At 62.8% G+C, this 25,508-nt stretch carries 18 protein-coding genes and 3 pseudogenes; 13 read left to right on the top strand and 8 right to left on the bottom strand.

Features of this window, described 5'->3' with window-relative positions; translation table 11 throughout:
- Positions 1 to 284: 284 nt before the first annotated feature.
- On the top strand, positions 285 to 1,331 hold the full coding sequence (locus F3J20_RS29580) for a transporter (protein ID WP_167050303.1): 1,047 nt from the start codon (positions 285 to 287) through the stop codon (positions 1,329 to 1,331).
- 351 nt (positions 1,332 to 1,682) lie between these two features.
- On the opposite strand, the pseudogene F3J20_RS29575 reads toward F3J20_RS29580, so the two are convergent.
- A pseudogene (locus tag F3J20_RS29575) lies at positions 1,683 to 1,835 on the bottom strand (SDR family NAD(P)-dependent oxidoreductase); the annotation flags it as partial.
- A gap of 96 nt (positions 1,836 to 1,931) precedes the next feature.
- On the opposite strand from F3J20_RS29575, the gene F3J20_RS29570 reads away from it, so the two are divergent.
- Complete coding sequence (locus F3J20_RS29570) at positions 1,932 to 3,125, top strand: GDSL-type esterase/lipase family protein (protein ID WP_167050305.1); 1,194 nt, start codon at positions 1,932 to 1,934, stop codon at positions 3,123 to 3,125.
- A gap of 980 nt (positions 3,126 to 4,105) precedes the next feature.
- Entirely contained in the window at positions 4,106 to 5,461 is a 1,356-nt protein-coding gene (locus tag F3J20_RS29565; RefSeq protein ID WP_345889948.1) for a hypothetical protein, read from the top strand.
- A gap of 123 nt (positions 5,462 to 5,584) precedes the next feature.
- Here F3J20_RS29565 and F3J20_RS29560 read toward each other — a convergent pair whose 3' ends face one another.
- Positions 5,585 to 6,469, bottom strand: coding sequence for a LysR family transcriptional regulator (locus tag F3J20_RS29560; protein WP_167285626.1), 885 nt, complete (start codon positions 6,467 to 6,469; stop codon positions 5,585 to 5,587).
- A gap of 150 nt (positions 6,470 to 6,619) precedes the next feature.
- On the opposite strand from F3J20_RS29560, the gene argC reads away from it, so the two are divergent.
- The gene (argC, locus tag F3J20_RS29555; RefSeq protein WP_167285625.1) at positions 6,620 to 7,549 is read left to right on the top strand and encodes an N-acetyl-gamma-glutamyl-phosphate reductase; all 930 of its coding nucleotides are present in this window, start codon (positions 6,620 to 6,622) and stop codon (positions 7,547 to 7,549) included.
- Positions 7,550 to 7,662: 113 nt separating this feature from the next.
- Here the strand turns inward: argC and F3J20_RS29550 are convergent, their stop codons facing one another.
- The gene (locus F3J20_RS29550) at positions 7,663 to 8,070 is read right to left on the bottom strand and encodes an SRPBCC family protein (RefSeq protein WP_167050314.1); all 408 of its coding nucleotides are present in this window, start codon (positions 8,068 to 8,070) and stop codon (positions 7,663 to 7,665) included.
- 315 nt (positions 8,071 to 8,385) lie between these two features.
- On the opposite strand from F3J20_RS29550, the gene F3J20_RS29545 reads away from it, so the two are divergent.
- Complete coding sequence (locus tag F3J20_RS29545; protein WP_167285624.1) at positions 8,386 to 9,513, top strand: aminotransferase class V-fold PLP-dependent enzyme; 1,128 nt, start codon at positions 8,386 to 8,388, stop codon at positions 9,511 to 9,513.
- 143 nt (positions 9,514 to 9,656) lie between these two features.
- On the opposite strand, the gene F3J20_RS29540 is transcribed toward F3J20_RS29545, so the two are convergent.
- From F3J20_RS29540 to F3J20_RS31915, 5 genes and pseudogenes are all read right to left on the bottom strand, one after another.
- Positions 9,657 to 10,844 (bottom strand): pilus assembly protein TadG-related protein, encoded by a 1,188-nt coding sequence (locus F3J20_RS29540; RefSeq protein ID WP_167050318.1) that lies wholly within the window; start codon positions 10,842 to 10,844, stop codon positions 9,657 to 9,659.
- Positions 10,845 to 10,854: 10 nt separating this feature from the next.
- A complete protein-coding gene (locus F3J20_RS29535) occupies positions 10,855 to 11,244 on the bottom strand; it encodes a TadE family protein (protein WP_345889947.1) in 390 nt (129 codons plus the stop codon).
- 480 nt (positions 11,245 to 11,724) lie between these two features.
- Positions 11,725 to 11,875, bottom strand: a pseudogene (locus F3J20_RS32325) (IS5/IS1182 family transposase); the annotation flags it as partial.
- Between the two features lie 16 nt (positions 11,876 to 11,891).
- Positions 11,892 to 13,271 carry an alginate lyase family protein gene (locus tag F3J20_RS29530; protein WP_167285622.1) on the bottom strand — a complete coding sequence of 460 codons (1,380 nt, stop codon included), beginning with the start codon at positions 13,269 to 13,271 and terminating at the stop codon, positions 11,892 to 11,894.
- Between the two features lie 521 nt (positions 13,272 to 13,792).
- Positions 13,793 to 13,978 (bottom strand): hypothetical protein, encoded by a 186-nt coding sequence (locus F3J20_RS31915; RefSeq protein ID WP_205193426.1) that lies wholly within the window; start codon positions 13,976 to 13,978, stop codon positions 13,793 to 13,795.
- A 123-nt stretch (positions 13,979 to 14,101) separates the two neighbouring features.
- On the opposite strand from F3J20_RS31915, the pseudogene F3J20_RS29520 reads away from it, so the two are divergent.
- From F3J20_RS29520 to F3J20_RS29485, 8 genes and pseudogenes are all read left to right on the top strand, one after another.
- Positions 14,102 to 14,464, top strand: a pseudogene (locus F3J20_RS29520) (BlaI/MecI/CopY family transcriptional regulator); the annotation flags it as partial.
- Entirely contained in the window at positions 14,448 to 14,993 is a 546-nt protein-coding gene (locus F3J20_RS29515) for a serine hydrolase (protein ID WP_240162954.1), read from the top strand. The pseudogene F3J20_RS29520 and the gene F3J20_RS29515, both read left to right, overlap by 17 nt.
- Positions 14,994 to 15,024: 31 nt before the next feature.
- Positions 15,025 to 15,315, top strand: a complete 291-nt coding sequence (locus tag F3J20_RS29510) for a LysR substrate-binding domain-containing protein (protein WP_345889946.1) — start codon at positions 15,025 to 15,027, stop codon at positions 15,313 to 15,315.
- A 102-nt stretch (positions 15,316 to 15,417) separates the two neighbouring features.
- Positions 15,418 to 16,917 carry an aldehyde dehydrogenase family protein gene (locus F3J20_RS29505; protein WP_167285621.1) on the top strand — a complete coding sequence of 500 codons (1,500 nt, stop codon included), beginning with the start codon at positions 15,418 to 15,420 and terminating at the stop codon, positions 16,915 to 16,917.
- Between the two features lie 350 nt (positions 16,918 to 17,267).
- Positions 17,268 to 19,085, top strand: coding sequence for a DUF2138 domain-containing protein (locus F3J20_RS29500; protein WP_167285620.1), 1,818 nt, complete (start codon positions 17,268 to 17,270; stop codon positions 19,083 to 19,085).
- Between the two features lie 187 nt (positions 19,086 to 19,272).
- Complete coding sequence (locus F3J20_RS29495; RefSeq protein ID WP_240159387.1) at positions 19,273 to 19,926, top strand: DUF1175 family protein; 654 nt, start codon at positions 19,273 to 19,275, stop codon at positions 19,924 to 19,926.
- On the top strand, positions 19,923 to 24,830 hold the full coding sequence (locus tag F3J20_RS29490; RefSeq protein WP_167285619.1) for an alpha-2-macroglobulin: 4,908 nt from the start codon (positions 19,923 to 19,925) through the stop codon (positions 24,828 to 24,830). Before F3J20_RS29495 ends, F3J20_RS29490 begins: the two co-directional genes overlap by 4 nt.
- A gap of 11 nt (positions 24,831 to 24,841) precedes the next feature.
- The coding region (locus tag F3J20_RS29485) for a DUF2300 domain-containing protein (RefSeq protein ID WP_167285618.1) at positions 24,842 to 25,508 on the top strand (667 nt) is incomplete at its 3' end.

The following is a 25,508-nucleotide window of genomic DNA, read 5'->3' as shown; positions in this document are numbered from 1 at the left end:
CGGGGCCATGCGTGACTCCCGTGTGGACACCGGTACTTCCCGTGCGGCAACGTACCGGCCGCGTCATGCCGCCCGTTCTCCATCGCTCCCGGCGCAGTTGCATCCAGTGCTGCCCAGCCCGCTGTGCCGACAAATCGCGATCTAGCGCAATCCTATGACTTCTTGGTGACAATCCAGCCATCGCGATCCGGCAATACGACGCCAGAAGCGCGGGCGTCAACCTTCTTTCAATTGGTCACGCTATGCTCACGTATTCCTCCCGGAAAGCCGGCGCTGAGTGACCTATGAAATCTGATCTGCTATTACAAACCTACGGCGCAGACCTGACCGGCATGGTCTGCGGGTTCCGCTTTACGCCAACGCATGCTGGCCAGCCGCTCGACGCGGACGAAGTCATCGCATGGTGTCGCGAGCATAAAGCGGACACGGCCGTGAAAGAGGGAGAGGGAAGCGACGAATTCCTGTGGCTGCATTTCAATCTCGCGCACAGCGCAAGCGAACGCTGGATGAGGTCACAACTCGATTTGCCGGAAACGTTCTTCGACGCATTGCGCGAAGGCTCGCATTCAACGCGGATCGAACATGCGGACGGCGCATTGCGCGCGGTCGTGAACGACGTCATATTCAACCTCGAATTCATTCCATCTGAAATCGCGACCCTCTGGATCTACGTGCATAAGCGCATCATCGTCACGGCTCGCCTCAAGCCGCTGCGTTCGATCGACCGCTTGCGCGCGTCCGTGCGCGACGGCGAGATATTCAGATCGGCCGTGGAGTTGCTGGTGCATCTGATGCGCGACCAGGCCGACCTGCTCGTGCAGATCGTCCGGCGTACCAGTGCCGACGTCGATCGGATCGAAGATCGCTTCCTGTTGCAACGTCCGACGCAAAATCGGCTCGACCTCGGCGCGATGCGCCGCACGCTGACGCGTTTGCAACGCATGCTCGCACCGGAGCCCGGTGCGATTTTCCGTCTGTTGGCAAGGCCGCCGCGCTGGCTTCATCCGGAAGACGTGCAGGACCTGCGCGAATCGACGGAAGAGTTTTCGGTCGTTCTCTCGGATGTGGCAGGTTTAATCGAGCGGGTCAGGCTGCTGCAGGAGGAAATCACCTCGCGTCTCGACGCGCAGAACAACCGCACGCTGTTCACGCTGACGCTCGTCACGGTGCTGGCGATGCCGATCAATATCGTCGCGGGCTTCTTCGGTATGAACGTCGGTGGCGTTCCGCTCGCTGAGAACAAGAATGGCTTCTGGGTGATGGTGCTGCTGGTCGCGGGCTTTACCGGCCTCGCTGGCTGGTGGGTATTTCGCCGAAGAAGAGAGCGTTAAAGAAGGGCGCGTTGAAGGAACGTGGCGCTAAAAGGAGCGTTGCCGCACGCGGCAGGTTCGGCCCGTTTTCACAGAGACCAACCCAACCGTGGCGATTCGAACTGAAACGCCGGAGTACATCGAGCAACGAAATATGATTATAGGGACGTGGCTACCTCGCATTTATGTTTGTGGGGGAAATGTTCGGGGTAACTGATGGGGCGGAGGGGAGGTATGGCGGGATGGCCGGGAAAGTTCTAAACGATGTCTATCAGGAAGAGCTCGATGAGTTCATGCGCTGGATGAAGAGAAGAAGTATGAGGTGACAACACCGTTGCTGATTGTTTTGTTCGTGCTATTCATCGGTTCGGGTGTAAGAGGCGTATCCACGAGGCCAGGTGCAACAGCATTCACACGGATATCCGGGGCGAGCGAAAGGGCACGCAGGCGGGTCACGTGGTTGAGTGCTGCCTTGGTCGCGGCATAAGGAATGGATGCACCTTTTGGCCGGACCCCGGCATTCGATCGGCTACACCGAAAGACCATTACTGACTCAAGCCCGGGTCGGCAGCCACGCACGGTTTGCTAAGATCGCTGCTCTCAAGTTGGGATCGATCATAGATGACAAACGACCGGCCGCTTTGGGTCGCTACACCCATTACCCCGGAACTGTTGCGCGGCGGCGCCGAATTGGAACAAACCAGCCGCGGACTCATACTGCACCGCCTGTCCGCTCGGGCTCGCGCTCAGTGTACAGATCCTCAACTGGCGATGGCAGAGTCGCAGCCGTCGGGTGTGCGACTGGTGTTCCGCACCCAGGCGACGGTTATTGAAATCGATGTGCTCCCGACGCGGTACATCTATGCCGGCGTCCCGCCCAGGCCGGTCGGCGTGTATGACCTGCTCGTCGATGGTCAACTGGTCCGCCAGGGCAGCGCAGTCGGCGGAGACGTCATCACGATCGACATGGCCGCCGGTACGGCTTCGAAACAGCCAGGTCCCGTCGGCACCGTCCGCTTCACCGGTCTGCCGGGCCACGACAAGCAAGTCGAGATATGGCTGCCGCACAACGAAACCACGGAGCTCGTTGCGTTGCGTACCGACGCCCGCATCGGCCTTGATGCGGATCACGGTCGAAAGGTCTGGCTGCACCACGGCAGCTCCATCAGCCAGGGTTCCAATGGCGACAGCCCCACCGCGATCTGGCCTGCGCTCGCCGCCTCGCGTGGTGGCGTGGAGCTCATTAATCTCGGCTTCGGCGGCGGCGCTTTACTCGACCCCTTCACGGCTCGGGCGATGCGAGGCACCCCGGCCAACCTGGTTAGCGTGAAAATCGGCATCAACCTCGTCAACACGGATTTGATGCGTTTGCGTGCCTTTACGCCAGCGGTTCATGGCTTTCTCGACACAATCCGCGAGGGCCATCCGACCACGCCGCTACTCGTCATTTCGCCCCTCTACTGCCCTATTCACGAGGACACGCCTGGCCCCGGCGCATTCGACCAAAGTGCGCTGGCGGCAGGAAAGGTATCGTTTCGCGCGACAGGCGACCCTGCCGAGCGTAAGGCTGGCAAGCTGACGTTGACCGTCATCCGGGGAGAATTACGGCGCATTGTGCAGCAGCGAGCCGCGGACGATCCGCACCTGCACTATCTCGATGGACTAGACCTGTACGGCCCACAGGATTTCGTCGATCTGCCGCTTCCCGACCAACTCCACCCGGATGGCCGCGCGCATCGACGCATTGGCGAGCGGTTCGCCGAGTTTGCATTCGGCTCCGATGGACCCTTCTGCGTCGAGCGCCTGGAGCTATAGGGCGAGGCAATATTTCCGGAAGCGAACATTCGAGCGGAACGCGTGAGTGTCGCTTCACGGCCGAAGCCGGTCCTGATGTCGAACTGCGAAATGCCGCTCCCGACCAACCCGCCACACCCGCTTTCCCCTCACCCAAACCATTCCAAAACCGACGATCACGCCCAGCGTAATCTTTACCGCCGTGATCGCGTCCCCAAAAGCCACGCCCGAATTCATCCCAAAGCCAGGAACGAGCAACGCCATAGCCGCCCCGTAGGCAGCGCCTTCGCGCGAAAACATGCCTGACGTCCATCGCTCTTTAGACGTTCGTCGCGTCAGACACAGAAGGTGCGGAAAAAGTAACCTCTGCCTGTCTATTCGTCAGAAAAATAAGCCTATTTCTTACCGGCCTCTAATCTCTCGTCCATTCGTTGCCGACATCCAGGAATGTCTTACCTGGAAAGGGGTAGAGAAAGAGGTAAATACTACTGAATCACCATCGCTTATTCCTTTTGGCGAATTTGGGCAAAGTCGCTCGCTTGCTGCGCCAACGCAGACCAGGTGAGCGTCGCTCCGGTAATCGAAATCCTTCCGACAAGCAGATCGATAGAACACGCGGCGCCTTGATAAACGTCTGGGCGCCGCCGCCAGATCGTGCCGTACCCGGTTGATCAGTATGCCGAATTAAAAGGTTCATTTGCATTCGGTCGCACGTGTGATTCGTGTGACCCGAGCGCGTACCTACTGAATTTTGCCGGGTCTCCCGGCTGCGGATTATTTCTGTGATCAATCGACGACAATTCCTCGGCTGCCTGACGGCGGCTGCAAGCAGTTATGTACTGGTGGCGTGTGGCGGTGGGGGCGACGACGCCCCCGAGCCTGGCGGCGGCACCAGTGCGGCCAAGGCCCAGACAAAGGCTGGGGCAACGGCGAGCCTTTCTCCCTCGATCAACGGTACGACAACGCCGCCAGCGGCGTCCATTGTCGACTCTGGCGGCAATGTGTGGACGCTCTCCAGCGGGTATATCTACAGGAACGGAACCAAGGATGCCGGCTCGTACAACGTCACTACGCTGCTGTGGTATAGCGGCAGCGTCTACCAGGAAAACACGAGCGGGGCTTTCTATCAGTGGACGGGATCGGGGTGGGTGGCCTCTCTCGATCCGCGCCTCGGGGGCACGTCGGTGGACGGCACGGTCATTCCGTCCGCGTCTTACATCATCGACAAATCCAACAACGTCTGGACCGTTTCGAACGGCTATATCTACAGGAACAAGATCCAGGACCCGTACTCCTACAACGTCAGCCTGCTGTTGTGGTACGGCGGCCTGATTTTCCAGCGCGGAACGGGCGGGCAGTTCTATGTTCTGACCTGCAACGGCAACTGGCTGCCGTGCGCGGACCCGCGTATCGCCGCGACGGCAACGCCGGGTGCGTTCTACGGCGTGAACGGACACTACGATTATCCGTTCTCGCCCGCGCAGGTCGTCGGCGCATTGCGCTCGCTCGGGTGTACGACGTATCGCATCGGTTGCGTCAACACGCCGGCCCAGTTGAACCCCGTGATCGCCATGGCCAGCGCTTTCCAGGCCGCCGGGTTGACGCTTTTTACCCTCGTCAATTACGGGCTGCGCGACGTCAACAATGTTCTGTACACGAGTGAAGCGGCGGCCTATCAGGCTTCATTCGCAGGGGCCGCGGCAATTGCCACGGCGCTCGCGCCGTATGGCGTCACGATGTACGAATGCGGCAATGAACTGACGCGCGACCCGGCGATCATCCTGAACCCGGCCACGGCCGGCACTGGCCGTGGCGACTTCAACAATGCGAACTGGCCGATCATGCGCGGTGTCATGCGCGGCATGATCGACGGTATCAAGTCCGTGCAGCCGCACGCGAAGTGCGGCATCAACTTCTGCGTGGCGGATATCGCCGCTTCCGACATGCTCTGGGACGGTATGCAGCCGGATGGCTCGGGCGGTTACCCCCAGGTGCGCTGGGACACCACGACCTGGCACAACTATCAGGTGTATGGCGATATCTTCAATGTCGGCACGGACGGCGCCGGTCCGGGTTTCAATCTGCCGGTCTATTGCAAAGCACGCTATGGGGTGCCGTTCATGATCTCCGAATGGAACGCCAATCCTGAGCAAACCGAAACTTTCCGGGCAAGCTACGTCAGTCAGCAACTCGGCGAGTTTTATGCGGCCCGCAAGACGGTTGCGATGCAGTCGGTGATGTACTACGAATTGACGAGCGGTGACGAGACGTATGGCATCGTGACGAACAACCTGGTGCCGATCCAGCCGACTTACGGTGCGTTCAAGAGTTTTGTTGCGGCGCATCCCGACACCTGAGCCATTGCGGATACCCGAGCCGGCATTCACGATGGCGTCCGCGGCGAACACTGCGGACGCAAATCATGGCCCGGATGACCACGGCTTTTTGCTTCTGCGGGTGGCACACAAATACGACAACGCCTACGCCACTCGCAGACCCCATAACACATCGAGTACGTGTTGCGTGGAACGCTCGACGTACCCCGCGCGATGCGCGATGCCTAGCCGACGCCACAACGCGGGGCGCAGCGGACGCATGACAATGCGCTTGTCGGGTAACGGCGTGGTGGCCTCATGGGGCAGTAGTGCCGCGCCGTAACCCGCCGCGACCAGACTCTTGATCGCGTCGTTGTAGTTGAGCTGAATACGCGGCGCCGGATGGTGCCCGGCGGCCGCGAACCATTCCGCCGTCAGACGCGAGAGGCGCGTGGTCGCGTCATTGAGAATGAGCGGCTGGGCAGCGAGCCATTCGGGTGTGACGCGGGCCGGACACCGCCAATGCGCCGGCACGAAGGCCATTACGTGGTCGCGGCGCCACGGCTTTATCACGAGTCCAGCCACGGGGGGCTGAGGCAGGGCGACCAGCCCGACATCCAGCGTTCCATCCGCCAGTCGCGATAGCGTTTCTTGCGAAGTCAGTACGGCCACCTGAACGTCGATGGCGGGATGGTGTTGACGCAGCACCTCAAGCGCTTGCGGCAGCAGATGCGCGATCGCGCCTGTCGACGCACCGAGCCGCGCGCGTCCTTCGAGTCCCTGCACCTGGCGTTGAATATCGTCCAAGGCCTGTTCCGCATCGGCCAGCAGCCGACGCGCGCGCTCCACCAGCACCTCGCCGATTGCCGAGGGCTTGACCTGTCCGCGCTTTCGCGACAGAAGCGGTGCCCCAATGCGGTTTTCGAGTTCGGCGATGTGGAGGCTGACCGTTGGCGGCGCCAGGTGCAATGCACGCGCCGCATCGGCGAATGAGCCACGCTCGGTAATGGCGATCAGAGTGCGCAGGCGGTCCAGGCTGATCTCTCGCATGTTCTCGTCCTAATTCAGAAAAGCTGAATATTCACGTTATGAAATTCAACTTTCTCTATTCTAGCGGTGCATGGAATATAGGGGCTTGTTCTTGCCTGTTACGACCTATAACGGCCTATAAAAACCTATAGCCAGCGGAGTATTTCACGTATGAGCTCTCCTGTTGTTTTCATCGACGGCGACCAGGGCACGACCGGCCTGCAAATCCACGAACGGCTGCGCCACCGGACCGACCTTGAACTGTTCACGCTCGCCGAAGCGGAGCGCAAAGATCCGCGGCGTCGCGCGGAAGCCATCAACGCTTGCGATATCGCCATCCTCTGTTTGCCCGACGACGCCGCGCGCGAGGCCGTGCAGGCCATCGTCAATCCCGCCGTCAGGGTTATCGACGCCAGTTCCGCGCACCGCACACAGCCGGACTGGACCTACGGTTTTGCGGAAATGACGCAGGGACAGGCTGAGCGCATTGCGAACGCACGTCGGGTCACTAATCCCGGCTGCTATCCGACCGGTGCGATCGGCTTGCTGCGTCCTCTGTTGCAGGTCGGGCTCATACCTGGCAACTACCCGGTCAGCATTCATGCGGTGTCCGGCTACTCCGGACGTGGGCGTGCCGGCGTGGAAGAGCATGAGGGGCAGGGGGCCGCCGGCGCGCCCGCATACCAGGTGTATGGCCTGGAACTTGCGCACAAGCACACGCCTGAGATCCAGCAGCACGCCGGGCTCGCGCAGCGTCCCATTTTCGTCCCCGCGTATGGTGCGTTCCGTCAGGGCATCGTGCTGACAGTACCTCTGGCGTTGCGGCTGCTTGCCCCCGACGTGGATGGCGCCACGTTGCACGCATGCCTCGCGCGCCACTATGCCGAGGCGGCTCATGTGCAGGTCTTGCCGCTGCATGAATCGTGCGCCTTGAAGCACCTGGACCCGCAAACGTTGAACGGTACGAACGACATGTGTTTAAGCGTGTTTCCCAACATGGAACACGGGCACGTCCTGCTGTCCGCTGTTTTCGATAATCTCGGCAAGGGCGCGTCCGGCGCCGCGGTTCAGAACCTGGACCTGATGCTCGCGCGGCAATAGGGGCTGGTGATTGGAATTAACGTTCGAGCCACACGCCTCTGCCAACAATGGCTGTCTATCTGGTCGTGGCTGGCGAATGCTTCATATTCGCCGGCTGACGCGATTGCATATGGTCAGGATGACTGTGCTTCTAGCAGTGCTTTAAGTTTGTTCAAGTCACGCACGACCCATTGCGCGTCGGCGGCAAATTTGTCGTCACTCATACCGGGTACACGGAAGAGCGTGAACTGTACTTCGCTTCCCGTACCGTTTGCGATGATCCGCATGGGTATGTAAATCTCGCTGCCGTCGGGAAGTTCGACATAATGATCGAGTACACCGTACTCGTTGGGTTCGGTGAAGCGGATCTTCGCGAGACCATTCTCGCCTTCGAAGTGCCACACGTTTCCTTCGTTGCCGAGGGGCTTGCCGAGACCCGATGCCCAGCGCGCGAACGAGGCGGGCCATGCCGTGAAGTCATAGACGTCCTTCAGGCTTCGCTGGATCGTGATGCTGATTATTTTCGATTCGGCGGTTGGCATCGTAAGGCGCTCCGAAGTGGGACGAAGTTGAGTAGATAGGCAGCGGGGGGCCGCGGACTTGCCGTGACTGCCCGCCGATTGTCGGCGATTCGGCGATGTATGTCGAACGGCCTTTCCTGGCCGAGGCCGGTCCGATCTCCGTGGCCGCGCAACTTCGCGCGTGCTCCATATAACGAACAAAAATATGCCCCCGGCGAGCAGTATTTGTGATTTGATACCGCTGCAACAGGGCAAATATGCTTTTGCTTCAGTGACAGGCTGCTTTCGTTAGAATCTACGTCAGATTCTATTCTTCATCTTTTACCGGAGGCGAACGTGCCAGGTTTACTTCCCCATGTCGACCCCGATGGGCTCCTCGAATATTCCGTGGTTTACACCGACCGGTCGATCAATCATATGTCGCAACGCTTTCAGGGCGTCATGCGGGATATTTCCGGTTCCCTGAAAAAAGTCTACAACGCGAAGTCGGCCGTGATCGTTCCCGGCAGCGGGACTTTCGGCATGGAAGCCGTTGCCCGGCAGTTCGCGACGAACAGGAAGTGTCTGGTTGTCCGCAATGGCTGGTTCAGTTTCCGCTGGTCGCAGATTTTCGACATGGGCGGTATTCCGTCCGAATCGACGGTGCTGAAGGCGCGTCCCGTCGAACAGGGACGGCAGGCCGGCTATGCACCGGCGCCAATCGAAGAAGTGGTCGCCGCAATCAGGGAGCACAAGCCGGACCTGGTCTTTGCGCCGCACGTCGAAACTGCATCCGGCATGATGCTTCCCGATGCCTGGTTGCGCGCGGTGTCCGACGCCGTGCATGCCGTCGGCGGCATGTTCGTACTGGATTGCATCGCTTCCGGGACGATCTGGGTCGACATGCAGGCGAGCGGCGTCGATATCCTGATCAGCGCGCCGCAAAAGGGATGGAGCGCGTCACCCTGTTGCGCGCTGGTCATGCTGAGTCCTCTCGCCAGGGAAAGAATCGACGCGACAACCAGCACCAGTTTCGCCTGCGATCTTCGCAAATGGCTGCAGATCATGGAAGCCTACGAGAACGGCGGATTCGCGTACCACGCCACGATGCCCACAGACGGTCTCGCGACGTTGCGCGACGTGATGAAGGAAACCGAGGCATACGGTTTCGACAAGGTGAAAGCGGAGCAGATTGAACTCGGCAGGCGCATTCGCTCGCTCCTGACAGGCAAAGGTTTCAGAAGCGTGGCCGCCGAAGGCTTCCAGGCCCCGAGTGTCGTGGTCAGCTACACCGATGACGATGGCATACGATCCGGCAAGAAATTCGCCGATGCCGGCTTGCAGATCGCGCCCGGCGTTCCGCTTGAATGCGACGAGCCTGAAGATTTCAGAACCTTCCGCGTCGGATTATTCGGGCTGGACAAACTGCATGACGTCGAAGCTACGGTTGCCAGGTTCGCTAAGGCGTTGGACCGTATTCTTTAGTGTGTTTTTCCGGAGCGTGCGCGCATGGCGCGCGTCCGCACCGGAATCGTGGCTGATATGACGCGCGCGGCAATGCCTTGTCTTTACGGTGGCCGCGCTATTTCTCAGGCGGCTCTGTTTGCCACGACGTGTCTATTGCAAAGTTACTGCACCAGCCGAGGCATCATGATCGTCCCATAGTCGGGGCCGATGCCGTCCATCTGGCTGTTTTTGCAGTAGTTGGGGTCGTTGCCCATCTGAACGGTGATAACCGCGTTGGAGCCGCTGCCTGTTTCGTTGAGGATATGCAGGCACCCGAATGCGACTATCGGCAGCGTGCTCCCTTGTGCCCCCGTGACGTTACTCACCACCGCGACCGTCACCCAGGCACAACTACCGGCTGTACCCGCCGCGACCTGGCTGCAGGTTGCAACATTATGGAATGCATTGCTATTCAGGCCCGTTTCAATATAAATCGGTTGGCCGATAGACATCGGACTCGCATTTCCGCTCGTCATTAACCCGACAACGGAGCTGGAACCAATCTGCGCATTGGCAGAGGAGAGCGAGGTCCATTGCCCCGCGTCGCAATTGGCAGCCTGGTAAGATGCCCTGATCCCGAAGATGTACGGTTGCCCGACCGTCTGCACGATAGGCGTGCCATTGTTCGCCGCCTGGGGATCGGTTGTACTGGTCGCGAGTTTGGGCGAGTTGGTCGACGAATTCCAGTAGGAGTCGTAGAGGCATTGCGACATCACCAGCGGAAACAGCGCCCCAATCTCGGCCGTTCCCGGACTGGCCACGACCGCCGTCGCCGTCGCACTCGTATTCAGCGACTTGATGTTCAGTACCTGCGCCAGGTACACCGGAACGGACCCGTTGGAGTCGGTCCCGTCCTTGTGGACCGTCACCTGGACCGCCGGCACGATGTTTCCGCTCGCGACCGGCGAGGTTGCCTGCGAGACGCCGTTCGCAACATCGGTGACGTCCACATAGCCGGTACTGACATCCGACGATTGCAGTTGCGCGGCGGCTCCCTGGACGTTGTTCGAGGGGCCGAACGAAACAGCTTCGGTCTGCGAGTCGCTCCAATCCGGATTGGCGGCGTTCGCGTTGTTGCAACTGGAGTTGTTGGCTTGAGCGTATAGGCACTGGGCCCCGGCCAGTGCCGCGGCGTCGGCGGCCGTCTGAGCCTGAGCGCGGGCCAGCATCAGGTTGCCAATGTCGATCGCGAGCGCCGCGAAGCCGAGGAGTACGAGCAGCAGCAGGGCGAACATGATGGCCCCCACGCCCTTTTGCTTCCTGATCGATTTTGCGCGGCGCCGAGTATGCACGGCATGGACGTTACTCATGATGTTCGTCCTATTCGTTGTTCATCGTGGCCGTGGAGCTCAAGGTGATCGGTCCGGTTAGCGGGTTCACCAAGGCGCCGAGAACCAGCCCCGTGAACGTATAGGAGACCTTGACGGCCAATGCCGTGCCGAACCCACCGCCCGCGTTCGTCACCGAGACCGACGGCGTGGGCTTTTGCGCCGCAAACGAAATCAGGTACGAGGACGTATAGTTGGTCACGACGTTCGTGATGTCCGTCGTCGAGGGCCTCGGGTTCGTAAGCACGATGCCCGCTCGCGCGCCCTCTCGGGCCGCGTTGGTGATGATCGCCGTGTCGTACAGGACCAGGCCGAATTCGATGATGCCGAACACAACCAGCAGCAGGATCGGCAGGACGAGCGCGACCTCGATGGCAGCCACGCCTTTTTGCTTTTTTTTCAGGCTCATCATTTGACTCCGTGTGCGTTCACACAGCATTCACCGGCAGGACCTGCCACACTAAAGTAGGCGCTCTGCTCCGAACGCCGATTCGGTGGACGCGATCCCGGATTTCGCAAAGACGCGGCTAGTGCGAGGGAATCGAAATGGGAGTGACTGAACCGTCACGAGCCAACGCATATCGGGTTAACACCGATGACGTGGCCGGCCTGAAACAGGATGGAGTTGCGACGGTATGCTTCGCTTGATATCTCATAGTGCCCCCCGACGTTATGAGTCACGCCCTGTTTGGATTGCTGGGTATGAAGGGCGTGGGTAAGCCATCTCGTTGTAATTTTTGGCTTCCGTTTGTACGCAGAATAGGCGACGAATCGGGAGAGGGATGAGTGGTTCCGCACAGTTCTTCGACAATAAACTTTCGCGTGTCTGGTGTCCTTCGGGCGTGCCTCGTGGCCGGTTCAAAAAAAGCTGCTCCCTGCGCCCGCGGATGTTCCCGCAGACGAGAGAGCAGCCAGGTTTGACAAAGCGCTTCGTGGATGTCGGCCCGATGTTCGATGCGAACGCGGAGCCGACGAAAATGATGAAGTCGCGATGCTATCTATTCGATGACGAAAAGACGCTGCCGATGGTCAATCGATGGGATTGGACGGACTGTCGCCATCCGTCAGGACTTCCCATTGTATTTCGTGATCGGTGGGATTCTGGAAAGGAATGACGACGTTAGAGATATAAGTGTGCGTCGAGGGCAGTGCCATCCCCATACGATTTGCGTAGGCATTGTAGGCCCGCATCATCGTCGGCTTGGTGTCGTACTGGAATTGATCTGCCGGCGTGCCGCTGCTGCACAACGAGCCGAATAGTCCTCCTGGCGCGGTAACGAGATCATCGTTCTTGTGACCCGCACTTCCATTCAGCAAATTCGCATTGAATTCGAGTGCCGTGGTCAAACGGGAAGCCTCTGCCGCATAGAGATCCGTGCCTTGAATATAGGCGGTTTCCGCTGCGTTGAAGGTCGCGCCCATGCCGTATTGGGCGTGCCCGAGATCCCGACACGTTTCCTGCGTGACGCCGCTCACCACCGAATCGAATACCGTTTGACCATTCCAGAGCGAGAGGGTGGCCTGGCGGCAGGTCGGGCCGCAGGTATTGGTGGGCGAATTACCGCTCGGGCTGCCTGGGAACGTGACAGGCGCATTGCCGTCGAGCGACGCATTGTAGTAGTACGCGGGAATCCACTTTTTCCATTGCGCCACGGCGTCGTCAAACAATGCCCGGTCGTTGGTGAAAACCGCAATGTCGATCATTCCATCGATCATGGAGAGCTTCCAGTTGCCCTCTGTCGCATAGCCGTTGACGCCGTTGATATCCGGCAGATACTGCGTCTTCAGCATGGTCTCGAATGCCTGGGCGTCGGACTCGGACCACCCGCTATACGTGTATCGAATGATTTCGGCGGCTGCCGGAAAAACTTCCGCATTCCAGGCTGCTTCCAGTGGGCCATTGAATCCACTATGTCCGGCTGTCAGATTCTTTGCATAGAAGTTCAGGATCGACACCGTATTTTTTGCATAGGTCTCGTCTCCTGTGAAATACCACATCAACGCCTGGGCATAGGCGGCTGCCGCATCGGCTTTTTCCGCATTGCACCCGTGGTCAACGGATGACACGGCGCCACAGCTAATATTTCCGTCAGTCAGCGTACCTGCCACCGTGTAAGACGCCGAGGCCGACTGGCTGCTTTTCAATTTATTGAATTCATTGACGAACAGTGGATTATTGGCGGCAATTTGTGCCTTCACATAATCGAGCCGTGCCTTCGTTGTCAGAATCCCCGGATGTTTAAATGCCACGACGGCATCCGGCGGCGTGGTCGGGGCTGTGTCGCCCGAGTTGCCGGGCGTGCTGGCGGTGTCGCTGGGCGCCACCGAATTTCCTCCACCGCAGGCACTCAGCATGAGCAGCGCGGCACAGCAAAGCGGCATTTTTGATCGGATAATTCTCTGCAGCATATTTTCTCCATGAATCGTTTTGTTATACATATTTCGGACCATGCGGCTGCGCAATGAAGCGCATTGAGTCTCGGCCGCCGTCACGATCTGCTACGAGCCCGCCCAGCTATTCCTGGTGTCGGGCTCACCGCCCCGTTGTGCACGAGGGAACCGGGCCGTTGCGCTATCGGGCGCAAGCGCTCGGTTAACCTCGGCGTACCATTAGGTATCCTTTTTTATTTATCGGCAGTCAGGCGACGAGAAGCGTGCCGGTCATCTGGCCGTATCACGCGGTACTGATGCGCCAGTCCTGCAGTACGGCTAGCGCAATCTTTTGAATCTGACGGTCATGTCAGGGCTCTCTCAGGTCAATTGCTCGTCGGCGCTAATTAGCCAGGATCGATTATTGTTATCAGTTATATGATGACATAAATCCTACAAATAATTACGCTATGCGTACAGGTGGGGATTACCCGCATCCCGGACTGCACTGTGAATAACGGGTTTTCGAAAGTGGTGACTGCGACCGTATCGTTGAGAATTCAAACGGTCGTTATGTTGTCTGATGAGAGATGACTATTGGGGCGGCCGATTATCAAATGCCCCGCGATCGTTGCCGCCAGATTCAACCCGCTATCGGCGGGCAGAATTTTGCCGGTCGAATAATCCGCTGCGACGAGCAGCGAAACCGCCTGCACGATGTTTTCCGGGCTAGCCGCCCAACGCATTGGCGCACGCTCTTTACATACTTAGGAGCGGCATTCGATGTAGAAAATTTGTTCTAGACAAATTATTCTACGTCCCGCCGCTCTACTCGTTGAGGTTTCGTCACGGCCAAGACCGCCGCTCCATCGAGGCCGACCGCGGCCGAGCTCGATCTCCTGCGGGTTCTATGGTCGATCGGGCCCGCCACCGTCAAGCAGGCTCATCAGGCCATGCAGGTCGAACGCACGGAGATCACCTATGCGACCGTATTGCGCCAGATGCAGGTCATGCATGCGAAGGGGTTGCTGACGCGTGACGAGAGCGAGCGCTCTCACGTCTACGCCCCGGCGCAGAGTCAGAACACGCTGCAAACCAGTCTGTTGAAGGAACTGATCCACAAGGCGTTTTCCGGATCGGGCAAGGCACTCGTGATGGCCGCCTTGCGCAAACACGTTACCCGGGCGGAACGCGACGAGATTCGCAAGTTTCTGCATGGAGACGAAAAGTGATGCCTCTTTCCTGGGTTCTCATTCAGGCTTTGAGGTGGGCGCTTCTGAATTCTGTCTGGACCTACCCGTGACTCACTCGATCACACGCCGAAAACTGTTGATTGGACTACCCCTGCTCGCTGGCATGGGCGTCGTACCCGCGCTGCGCGCGGCTGAATCGCCGATAGCCGACATCGAGCGCCGGTTTGGCGGCCGCTTCGGCGTGTTCGCCATCGACACGGGCTCGGGGCATACGCTGAGCCATCGCGCCGACGAACGCTTCCTGATGTGCAGCACATTCAAGGGGCTTCTCGCGGCGCAGATACTGTCGCGCGTCGATCGCGGCGAAGAGCGGCTCGAGCGCCTCGTCCACTATACGGAGAAGGACCTCATTTTCACGTCGCCCGTGACCAAGGCCAACGTCGCGCGCGGTGCGTTGCCGGTCGACACGCTCTGTCAGGCCATTCTGGAAGAGAGCGACAACACGGCCGCCATCCTGTTGATGAGAAGCGCCGGCGGCCGGCGAGATCGTCAAGGGCGTTGCGGATAGCGCGACCGATATCGGCATCGTCGCGGGCAACGTGCATGCGGGGCATCTGGAGATGCTGCCGTATCGCGACGATCGCCTCGTGCTCGTCACGTCGCGCGACCGTCCGCTCGCGAAGCGGGCGTCGGCCGATTTCTCGCAGGTGCTGAGCGCGAACTTCGTGAGCCTGCCCATGTCGAGCGCGATTCACGCGTTCATCATGAGCGCCGCCGATGCGCTCGGCGCGCGTCTCAAGTTGCGCATCCGGGCGCGCACGGACAGCCGTAGCCCGCCTCGCATTGGTCCACTAAAGTTTCCATTTGGAAACATTGCCATGTGCGGCTGACCAACAATCCTCACGGAAACCCCTTCTTGCTGCCATAAAAACCCGCGTGTATAGTTTCCGAACTTACTCTTGTTTCGTATCGGAAATAAAAAGGGGGTTCATATGGACGCGTCTACCATCCTCGCCGATCTCGGCATTGCTCACGCGGCGCAAGCAGGCGACATCGCGGTTCATTCGCCGATTACGGGCGAGCTGATCGGCCGCGTGGCCAGCAACACGGCGGCCGAAGTCGATGCGGCGCTCGCCCGGGCGAACGACGCCTTCGCCGCGTGGCGCAACGTGCCCGCGCCGCGTCGCGGCGAGCTGGTGCGGCTGCTCGGCAAGCGTCTGCGCGAGCGCAAGCAGGCGCTCGGCGCGCTTGTCTCGCTCGAAACCGGCAAGATCCTGCAGGAAGGCATGGGCGAAGTGCAGGAAATGATCGACATCTGCGATTTCGCGGTCGGTCTGTCGCGCCAGCTGTACGGCCTGACGATCGCGTCCGAGCGGCCCGGTCACCGGATGGCGGAATCGTGGCATCCGATCGGCACCTGCGTCGTGATCTCGGCGTTCAATTTTCCGGTGGCGGTGTGGTCGTGGAATGCGGCGCTCGCGCTCGTGTGCGGCAACGCGCTGATCTGGAAGCCGTCGGAAAAGACGCCGCTCACGGCGCTGGCCGTGAGCCGCATTCTCGACGACGCGCTCGAGGAATTCGGCGACGCGCCGGCCGGCCTCGCCGCGCTCGTCAACGGTGGCCGTGAGGTGGGCGAAAAGCTCGTGGCCGATTCGCGCGCGTCGCTCGTCAGCGCGACGGGCAGCACGGAAATGGGCCGCAAGGTCGGCGTCGAAGTGGCGAAGCGCTTCGGCCGCGCGCTGCTCGAACTCGGCGGCAACAACGCGGGCATCGTCACGCAAACGGCCGACCACGAACTCGCGCTGCGCGGCATCCTGTTCTCGGCGGTCGGCACGGCCGGACAGCGTTGCACGACGCTGCGGCGTCTGTTCGTGCATGACAGCGTGTACGGCAAGACCGTCGAGCGGCTCAAGCAGTTGTATAGCCGCGTGCCGATCGGCAATCCGCTCGACAAGGGCACGCTGATGGGGCCGCTGATCGACCGCCAGGCGTTCGAGCGCATGCAGGACGCGCTGCGGCAGGCGCGTGCCGAGGGCGGCGCGGTGTCCGGCGGCGAGCGCGTCGACGTGACGGGCTATGAGGGCGGCTACTACGTGCGGCCGGCGATCGTCGAGATGCCGGCGCAAACGGCGGTCGTGCTGAAGGAAACCTTCGCGCCGATTCTCTACGTGCTGCGCTACAGCGATTTCGCCGCTGCTGTCGACGCGAACAATGCCGCGCATCACGGTCTGTCGTCGTGCGTGTTCACGAACGATCTGCGCGAGGCGGAACGTTTCCTGTCCGCGTCGGGCAGCGATTGCGGCATCGCCAACGTCAATATCGGGCCGAGCGGCGCGGAGATCGGCGGCGCATTCGGCGGCGAGAAGGAAACCGGCGGTGGCCGCGAGTCGGGCTCGGATGCGTGGAAGGCTTATATGCGTCGCGCGACCAATACCGTCAATTACTCGTCGGCGTTGCCGCTGGCGCAGGGTATCGACTTCAGCCTCGACTGAATAAGTGCCCGAAAAAATGAAACGCGCGCTTGAGTTGTTTTGAGTTCGGTAATAAATCTTTAAACCATAGCGAAGCGGCGTGGCATGAAATAACCCGGCGAGCATAGCGTGTGCGGCCGGGTTTTTTATGCGCAGGCCCGCTTGACGGGAAATAAAAATCGGCCCCATGCCGAAATATTTTTCATTGGCAATCGACCGTGCGCGACTGATGGTTAAATGCCAACAGCATGCGGGTTTTATTCAAAGATATCGGTTATCATCGCCCGGCATCAATATCCGCTGCCGCAGGTTTCCAATTCCGCGCGGCATCGGCGTTAATAGCGTCGCGTCGAACCAGAAGAAGAAATCAGATGAAGATCTCGCGAAAAAAGCTGGTAATCCTGAGCGTCGGTCTTCTGGTCGTGGCCGGCATCATCGTGCAGGCGGTATGGCGTCCGTTCGCGCATCGCAAGGCCGCGCAAAACAACGCCGTCGTCCTCGATATTCACCATCCCGATGCAGTGATCGACAGCGAAGCGCTGTCGCGTCTGCCGCGCGACATCGTGCGCGTGCCGTTGCTGCACGACGTGCTCACGCAAGATTTCGTCGACTACTACGAAGCGGACCCGACGCGCCTGTCCGCCGAAGGCGCGCTGCGGCGTCTCGCGTTCGAGCATCAACTGGACTGGCGCGACGAACTGCTGCGCCGCGTATTCGACGAACCCGCCCATGTGCTGCTGTGGCGTTCGCCCGATGGCCGGCTCGGCAACTGGGTGATGTCGATCCATCGCAATGGCCTCGCGAAGCTGCTGCAAGGGCTCGGCAACGTCGCCGCGAGCGACGCGCAACTGAGCCAGGTCGCGAAGCTCCAGGGCGACGTGCCGGTCTATGCGCTGAAGCTCGCGGTCGGCCGCACGCTGCTGTTCGCGGCGAAGGACGATCGGCTCGTCGTGCTGTCGGCGCCCGGTTTGCTGCTCGACGAAAAGGGCGGCCTGATCGGCGAGCGCGCCGATGCGGTGTCGGAGATGCTGTCGTCGGGTCGCGACGAGGCGGCGCGCGCATACCGGCTCGATAGCTCGGGCGATACTTCCGGCGACGCAACCAAGGGCCATCGGATCGTCGTCTCGGCCAATTACCTGTCGTTCGGTTATCAGGCGTTTTTCTCCGGCATCGACGCGTTGCGCTTCGACTTCGCGCCGGATGCCTCGCCGAACGGCAACGGCGCCACGGCATGGAAAACCTGGGCGCTGATCGATCCCGACAAGCTGCCGCAGAAATGGAACAGCGCGGACCTGTGGCGCGTGCTGCCGGCCAATCCGGCGGCTTGCGCGAGCTTGCCGGCCGACTGGAGCGATGCAGCGGCATTGCTCGCGAAGATCACCGACGGCGGCACGCAGGGCACGGCCGCGCTCGGCGATCAGCTGGCGGGGCCCGCGGCGGTTTGCTGGTACGCGAAGTCGACGCTGCTCGCGCCGGTGTTCGTGGCTCGCGTGAAGTCGCAGGACGCGGCCGGCAGCGTCGCCTTGAAGACCGCGCTCGGCAAGACCTTCGGCGACGTGATCGGCGCGTACGAAGCGAAGGCCGCCGCCGCAGATGGCGCGGCGGCGGGCTATCGTCGTCTGCCGGTCACGATGCGCGAGCAGGGCGCCGACGTTGTCGTGTGGCAGCGGCCGGTCAGTGCGCGATCGGGCACCGCATTGAGCAGCAAGGCATCGTTCGCGGCGCAGTTGTCGGCGGAGCGTTATTTCCCGGTGACGCTCGCGCTCGCGCATGGTTACGTGATCTTCTCGCCGGACGGCCGCCTCGTCGACGACACGCTTGCGGTGCTCGACAAGCGCTACCCCGCGCTCGCCGATACGCTCGCGCCGCAGCGTCTGCCGCGCACGATTCTGACGCTGACGCCGTCGTCCGCCGCCGCGCTGATCGAGCGCGAGGCCGGCGCCGCGTTGCCGCCCGATCAGGAGGCGGTGTTCCGCAACGCGTCGCGCACGCATCTGGTGCCGAAGCTGCATGCGCTCGCGCACTATCCGCCCGTGTCGCTGACCTTGCCGCAGAGCTTGCCGGGTTCGGCGGGCTGGGTGCCGGTGGAGTGGTGGTTCGATCGCGCGCAGGGCGATGCCGGTGCGCATGCCGCAACGGACGGCGCGCCGGCAGCGCCGGCGGATCAACCCGGCGCCGGGGCCGACTGACGTGGGCCGGGTTCGCTCGCAGACCGTGGCCGTGCCGCCGGGCACGGCGCATCATCGGTTCTGGCCTGCGCGGATGGCGTCGCCGCTCGCGCGGACAAGCGCCCCATCCTGCGCGCGCGCGTTCCCGGGCGGCACCATGCAGCCCGACCCCGCGCGTCGTCTCTGGTTCGCGCGCGCCGCATCGCTCATGGCACTCGCTGCACTCGCGAGCGCGGCGCCGTTGGCCCACGCGCTCACGAGCACGGCCGCGCAGCCCGACCCCGACGCATTCTCTCCGCAGCAATCGGCCGCGTTTCGCGCCTGGTTCTCGCGCATCGTCGATCAGCAACTGCGGCACGGTCCGACCCCGCGCTGGACGCAGCGCGATTGCGCGGGCCTCGTGCGCTTCGCGGTCGGCGAGACGCTGAAGCCGCACGACAGCAAATGGCTGCGCGCGAACGGCATGACCGGTCTCGCGGACGCGAGCAGCATGCCGCCCGAGTTGCAGCTAACGGCCTCGCAACGCACGCTCGCGAACCGCTGGACGCGCGTCGACGGCTCGACGGGCGCGTATGCGTCGGCGATCGCGCTGATCCAGCGCAACAGCCGCTTCGTCGCGAAAGACATCAACCAGGCTTTGCCGTGCGACCTGCTGTTCTTCGACCAGGGCGACGACCAGCATCTGATGATCTGGCTCGATCGCTACATCGCCTATCACACCGGCACCGTCACGCCGACCGATACCGGTCTGCGCGCGGTCGCCGTTTCCGACCTCGTGCAATGGAAAGATTCCCGCTGGCAGCCGCTCGACGGCAATCCGAATTTCGTTGGCGTGTTTCGTTTGGACTTTCTGACACCATGATCCGAAGAAAAATCGCGTGCGGCCGTTTTTCGAGCGGCGCCTGGGGCGGCGTGTGGCGTCGCGTGGCCTGCCTGTTCACCGCGCTGTTCGTCGCGCTGACACTTGCGTTCGCATTCACGGCCCCGGCTCGCGCCGACGACGCCGCCGCAGCCGATGACACGGCCGACGCCAACATCGCCGCGAACCCCACGCTGCAAGCGGCGCCGCCGAGCAACTACAGCGCGCAGAAGGTCGACGGTCAGCCGTTCTTTCTGCTGTCCGACGCGAGCTTCGGCAGCGATCAGCTCGCGCAGGTGCGGCTCGAAGCGCCGGGCCGCGATTTCAAGGACGCGTTGCAGCCGTATGGCGGCGCGGACATCGTCGTGTATCGTGTGCCGCAGCCGCTCGAGTTTCTGAAGGCGCAGAAGAATCTGCATCGCCTGAACGTTGCGCCGAATTACCAGGGCGAAGGGCTCGCGAACACGCTCGCGTATCTGTGGGACCGGTGGTTCACCGAAGCGCGCCGCGCGTGGCAGCGCGTGCTGTCGTTCGCGACGCGCAGCAAGGCGACCGCGGCCGAGCCGCAATTCAAGCTCGGCGAGCAGACCGGCAAGCAGACGCAGTTCGAGCCGCGCTCGTCGTTCGCGCCGTTGAAGGGCTACGACGTGGTCGCGCGCTTTCGCTATCCGATCTGGGACGCGAAGGCGATTGCGCCGCCGAAGGGCGTGAATCTCGAAGGCAGCAGCAGCAACTTCATCGACGAGAGCGCCGGCAACGTGATGATTCCGGTCGGCAAGCTGCCGCCGGGGCTCTATATCGTCGAAGCCGTGATCGGCAACTATCGCGCGCATACGCTGCTGTTCGTGTCGGACACGGTCGCGGTCGTGAAGGCGACCGCGGGCGGCATGCTCGTGTGGACCGCGCGGCGCGACAACGGCAAGCCGGTCGCGAATACCGAGGTGAGCTGGACCGACGGCGTGGGGGTGCTGCAAAGCGGCACCACCGGCGGCGACGGCGCGCTGCCGTTGCAGCACGTGAGCCCCGAGCGCAGCTATGTGCTCGGCGTCGATCCGCAGGGCGGCGTGTTCGTCTCCGAAAATTTCTATTACGACAGCGAGATCTACAACACGAAGATCTACGCCGTGACGGACCGGCCGATGTACCGGCCCGGCGATACGGTGCAGGTGAAGTTCATCGGCCGCACGTTCCAGAACGCGACGCAATCGTCCGCGCCCGAAGCCGCCGACCTCAAGCTCGACGTGCTCGACCCGAACGGTGCGCCGGTCGCGACGCGCAGCGTGCATTTCGCGTCCGATACCGGCGCGGATACCTCGTTCACCTTGCCCGCCGACGCCACCGCCGGCGGCTACACGCTGCGCTTCGATTATCGCGGCGACGTCTATGGCAGCGCGTTTCGCGTCGCCGAATACGTGAAGCCGCACTTCGACGTGAACCTCGCGATGGAGAAGGCCGACTACGCGACCGGCGAGCCGCTGAAGGGCAAGATCCAGTTGCGCTATCCGGACGGCAAGCCGGTGCGCGACAGCAAGATTTCGGTCACGCTGCGCGCGCAGAAAGTGACGATCGTCGACGGCGAATTGCGTTACGCGGGGCTCTTTCCGGTCAAGCTCGAACAGCAGGAACTGAAGACCGACAGCAACGGCAACGCGGACCTGACGCTGCCGGCCGCGCAGGAGCCGAGTCGCTACGCGCTGACGCTGTTCGCGCAGGACGGCGCCGCGTACAAGGTGCGCGTGACGCGCGAGGTGCTGATCGCACGCGGCGCGACGCCGTATCGCCTGAGCAGCGCGAAGTCGTTCTCGCAGCCGAAGGAAGCGGTCAGCTTCGATCTGCAGCCGCTCGGCGTGCTCGATCCGGCCGCGCATGCGCCGGCGAAATGGCAATGGACGCGCCTCGAATCGCAGACGCACGGCGAAGGCGCGCTGAAAACGGCGGGCGCGGGCGGCAAGCAGTCGTTCCCGGTGCAGTTCGACGAGCCGGGCTCGTACATGGTGTCGGTCAAGGACGATCAGGGCAATCTGCTCGCGGCGGCCAGTCATTGGGTCGCGGGCGACGGGCTCAAGGCGATTCCGGGCAGCGTCGAGATCGTGTTCGATCGCGCGCGCTACAGGATCGGCGATACCGCCGAAGCGCTGATTACGTTCCCCATGCCGGTCGACGACGCGCTGCTCACGCTCGAACGCGACAACGTCGAGCACCGCGCATTGCTGAGCACGGGCGGCGACTGGTTGCAACTGCAACGCATCGCGCCGTCGCAGTGGAGGGCACGCATCAAGGTCGGCGCCGAGTTCGCGCCGAACATGACGTTCTCGGTGCTGTACGTGCATGGCGGCGAATACGTGTTCGAGAACGCGGGCATCGTCGTCGCGCAGCCGAGCATCGAGCTGAACGTGAAGAGCGACAAGCCCGTCTACGGTCCCGGCGATACCGTCACGCTCGACTTCGACAGCACGCTCGCCGGCAAGCCCGAAGCGGCCAATCTGACCGTCAGCGTGGTCGACGAAATGGTCTATGTGCTGCAGCCGGAGATCGCGCCGAACATCGTCGACTTTTTCTATCACCCGCGCCGCAATAACGTGCGCACCTCGTCGAGCTTGTCGTTCATCACCTACGACCTCGCGCGCGCGCCGTTGAAGGGCGCGCCGGGCGGCCCGCAGCGCGCGAACTACAACGAGCGCGGCGTCAAGGTGCTGGAGCGGCCGCGGCGCGACGAGCAGGACACGGCCGCGTGGCAGGCGAATCTGAAAACCGATGCGAACGGTCACGCGACCATGAGCTTCCGGATGCCGGACTCGCTCGCGCGCTGGCGCATTACCGTGCGCGCGGCCGCGCCGGACGGCATGGTCGGGCAGCGTACCGCGTACGTGCGCTCGGACAAGGCGCTGTATCTGAAGTGGAGCGGGCCCGCGCATTTCCGCGCCGACGATCAACCGGCCATCGACATGATCGTGTTCAACCAGACCGATGCGGATACCGACGCGCAGTGGGTCGTGAACGGCGGCGGTCTCGCGCTGAACCAGAAGGTGACGTTAAAGCGCGGCGCGAATTATCTGCGTCTGCCGAGCGGCGCGTTGAAAGCCGGCGTGATCGATTCGACGCTGCGCGCGGGCGGCAAGGACGTCGACCGCTTGCAGACGACGATCCGCCTCGACGCGGATGGCTGGCTCGATCTGCATCAGGACACGGTCGCGCTCGACGGCACGGGCAAGCCGCTCGCGCTGCCGGCCGATGCGCAGGATGTTGGCGTGCGTTTCGTCGGCAATGCGGCGAGCCAGTTCATGCGCGTCGCCGACGATCTGATCGCCTATCCGTACGGTTGCGCCGAGCAGACCTCGAGCCGGCTGATTCCGCTTGCGCTCGCGCACGACACGTTGCGCGACACGGGCGGCGAGGCCAATGCCGCGAGCCCGGCGCAGGGGCTCGAAGCGCTGCTGCGCAATCAGCGCCAGCGGCTCGCGATGCTCGCGGGCGTCGGCGGCACGTTCGGCTGGTGGGGCGATACGACGGGCGGCAGCGCATTGATGACCGCCTACGCGTATTACGCCGACTGGCTCGCGAGCCGCAGCCTCGGCATCAGTCTGCCCGCCGACAACTGGCAGCACGCGATGGACGTTTATCGCGACGCCGGCGCGAAGGAGCCGCTGCTGCATCGCGCGCTTGCGCTGTGGTTCCTGCAGCAGATGGGGCTGCCGGTCGCGACGCCGGTCGCGGGCATCGCCGAGGATTTGCAGGGCGACGCGGCGGCGCTGGCTACGGTGAACGGTAAGGCGGCTGGCGGCACAGGCACAGGCACAGGCACAGGCACAGGCACAGGCACAGGCACAGGCACAGCGGCGCGAGGCAATGCAGCCGGTACGGCGGACAGCATCGTGTTCGCGCAGGCCGATTCGCCGCGCGGCAAGCAGATGGCGACGCTGCTCGTTGCGAGCATGGCGCGTGGCGCGAATGCGCCATTGCCGGCGGGCTTCGATGCAGCCGTGAGCGCGGCGCGTGGCGAGCTGGCGAACGATCCCGCGCCGTTGGTGCAAAGCCTGCTCGTCATGACCGGCGCGGGGGCGGGCGCTGCCGATGCCGGCGGCGCGCCGCTCGATACCGCCGCGCTGCTCGCGAAAAGCAGCGCCGACTATCCGACGATCGATCGCGCCTTGACGCTGCTGTGGCTGCGCAAGGCGCTCGGCGGTGCTGCCGCGGCGTCGCCGCAGCCGCTGCCGACGCTGCAAGGCGCGGGCTGGACGCGCACGACGACGCCGACCGGCGCGTCGCTCTATCGCTGGAACGGCGCCGCCTTGCCGACGACGCTCGATGCGGGCGCACCGCGCGGCGACGTCAGCGCGCTGGTCTCGTATCGCAGTCATACGAGCGAGGACAGCCGGCTCAACATCACGATCGCGCGCCGTCTGTACAAGCTCGAACCGCTCGAAGTCGCGGCCGATCCGAAGAAGGCCGGGGCCGGCGAAAGCCAGCTCGGGCGCGCGACGTTCAGCGCGCATCTGGTGAAGTCCGGCGATCCGCTCGACAGCAACGCGCTCTACGTCGACGAAGTCACGCTGACGCCGCGCTCGGGCAACGCCTACCACTACGGTCTGCTCGACGTGCCGCTGCCGCCGGGCGGCGACGTCGAGGCGACCAGTTGGGGCGTGTCGATCGACGGCCTGCCCGGCGCGAAGGACGGCAGCGGTCCGCAGCCGTTCCAGCGCGCGGCGTCGTACGAGATGGGCGAGCTGGCGTATCACCAGCCGGTGCCGCTGCTCGATAAGCCGGTCACGCTGCGGCAACTGGTGCGCTTCTCGTTGCCCGGCACGTTCACGCTGCCGCCGGCGCGCTACTTCCGCATGTACCAGCCCGACGCGAAGGCGTTCGAGGGCGGCAAGAGCGATCGCATGACGTCGCTGCGGATTCAGTAGGCGAGGCGGCCATGCGTGGGGCGCGTTGGCGGATCGGGGCGTGGTGGGCGGCGCGGCTGCGAGGCGGCGGCGCGGCTGTGTGCGAGGCGCGTGCGGGTGGCGTGTATCGCGGACGGAATGCCGGGGCGGCTTTGGCCGCGGCGACGGGGTTGCCGTCGGCGGCGTTGGCGTTGCGCTCGGCCTTGGCGACGCTGGCCTTGGCCGTGGCGCCCGTTTCGGCTTCGGCCGCTGCCTTGCCGTCGTCATCGCTCACGCTGGCCGCGCATGATCGCCCGGCCAGCCACGGCTCATCATCATCTTCCGCTTCGACCGCGGCTACCCCGCTGCGCTTCGCCTGGCTGCGCGACAACCAGCCCCAGCTCTGGCAAACGGATGCGAGCGGCACGGCGCCCGCGCTTTCGCCGCAAGCCGCGCAAGCGTTGCCCGCGACGCTGGAAACGCCGCTCGGCAGTGTCTGGAAGCTGTTCGTCTACGGCTATCTGGTGGATCGCCACATCGCGACGCCGGACTACGTCTGCAACGGCGGCGACCGCGACGAAGTGTATTGCTGCATGACGGGCGGCCACGTCGACCGCGAGCACGCGCTCGTGCAATCGTGCGGACTCTACTTCGAACCGGCGCGCCTGCAACTCGATTCCGCCGACTGGCGCCGCTACTGGAGCGCCGCGCATGCGCCCA

The organism is Paraburkholderia sp. Cy-641, from assembly GCF_011752945.1.
Classification (GTDB): Bacteria; Pseudomonadota; Gammaproteobacteria; order Burkholderiales; family Burkholderiaceae; genus Paraburkholderia.
The sequence above is the reverse complement of the archived record's forward strand: the minus strand, read 5'-3'. Positions and strand labels throughout refer to the sequence as shown.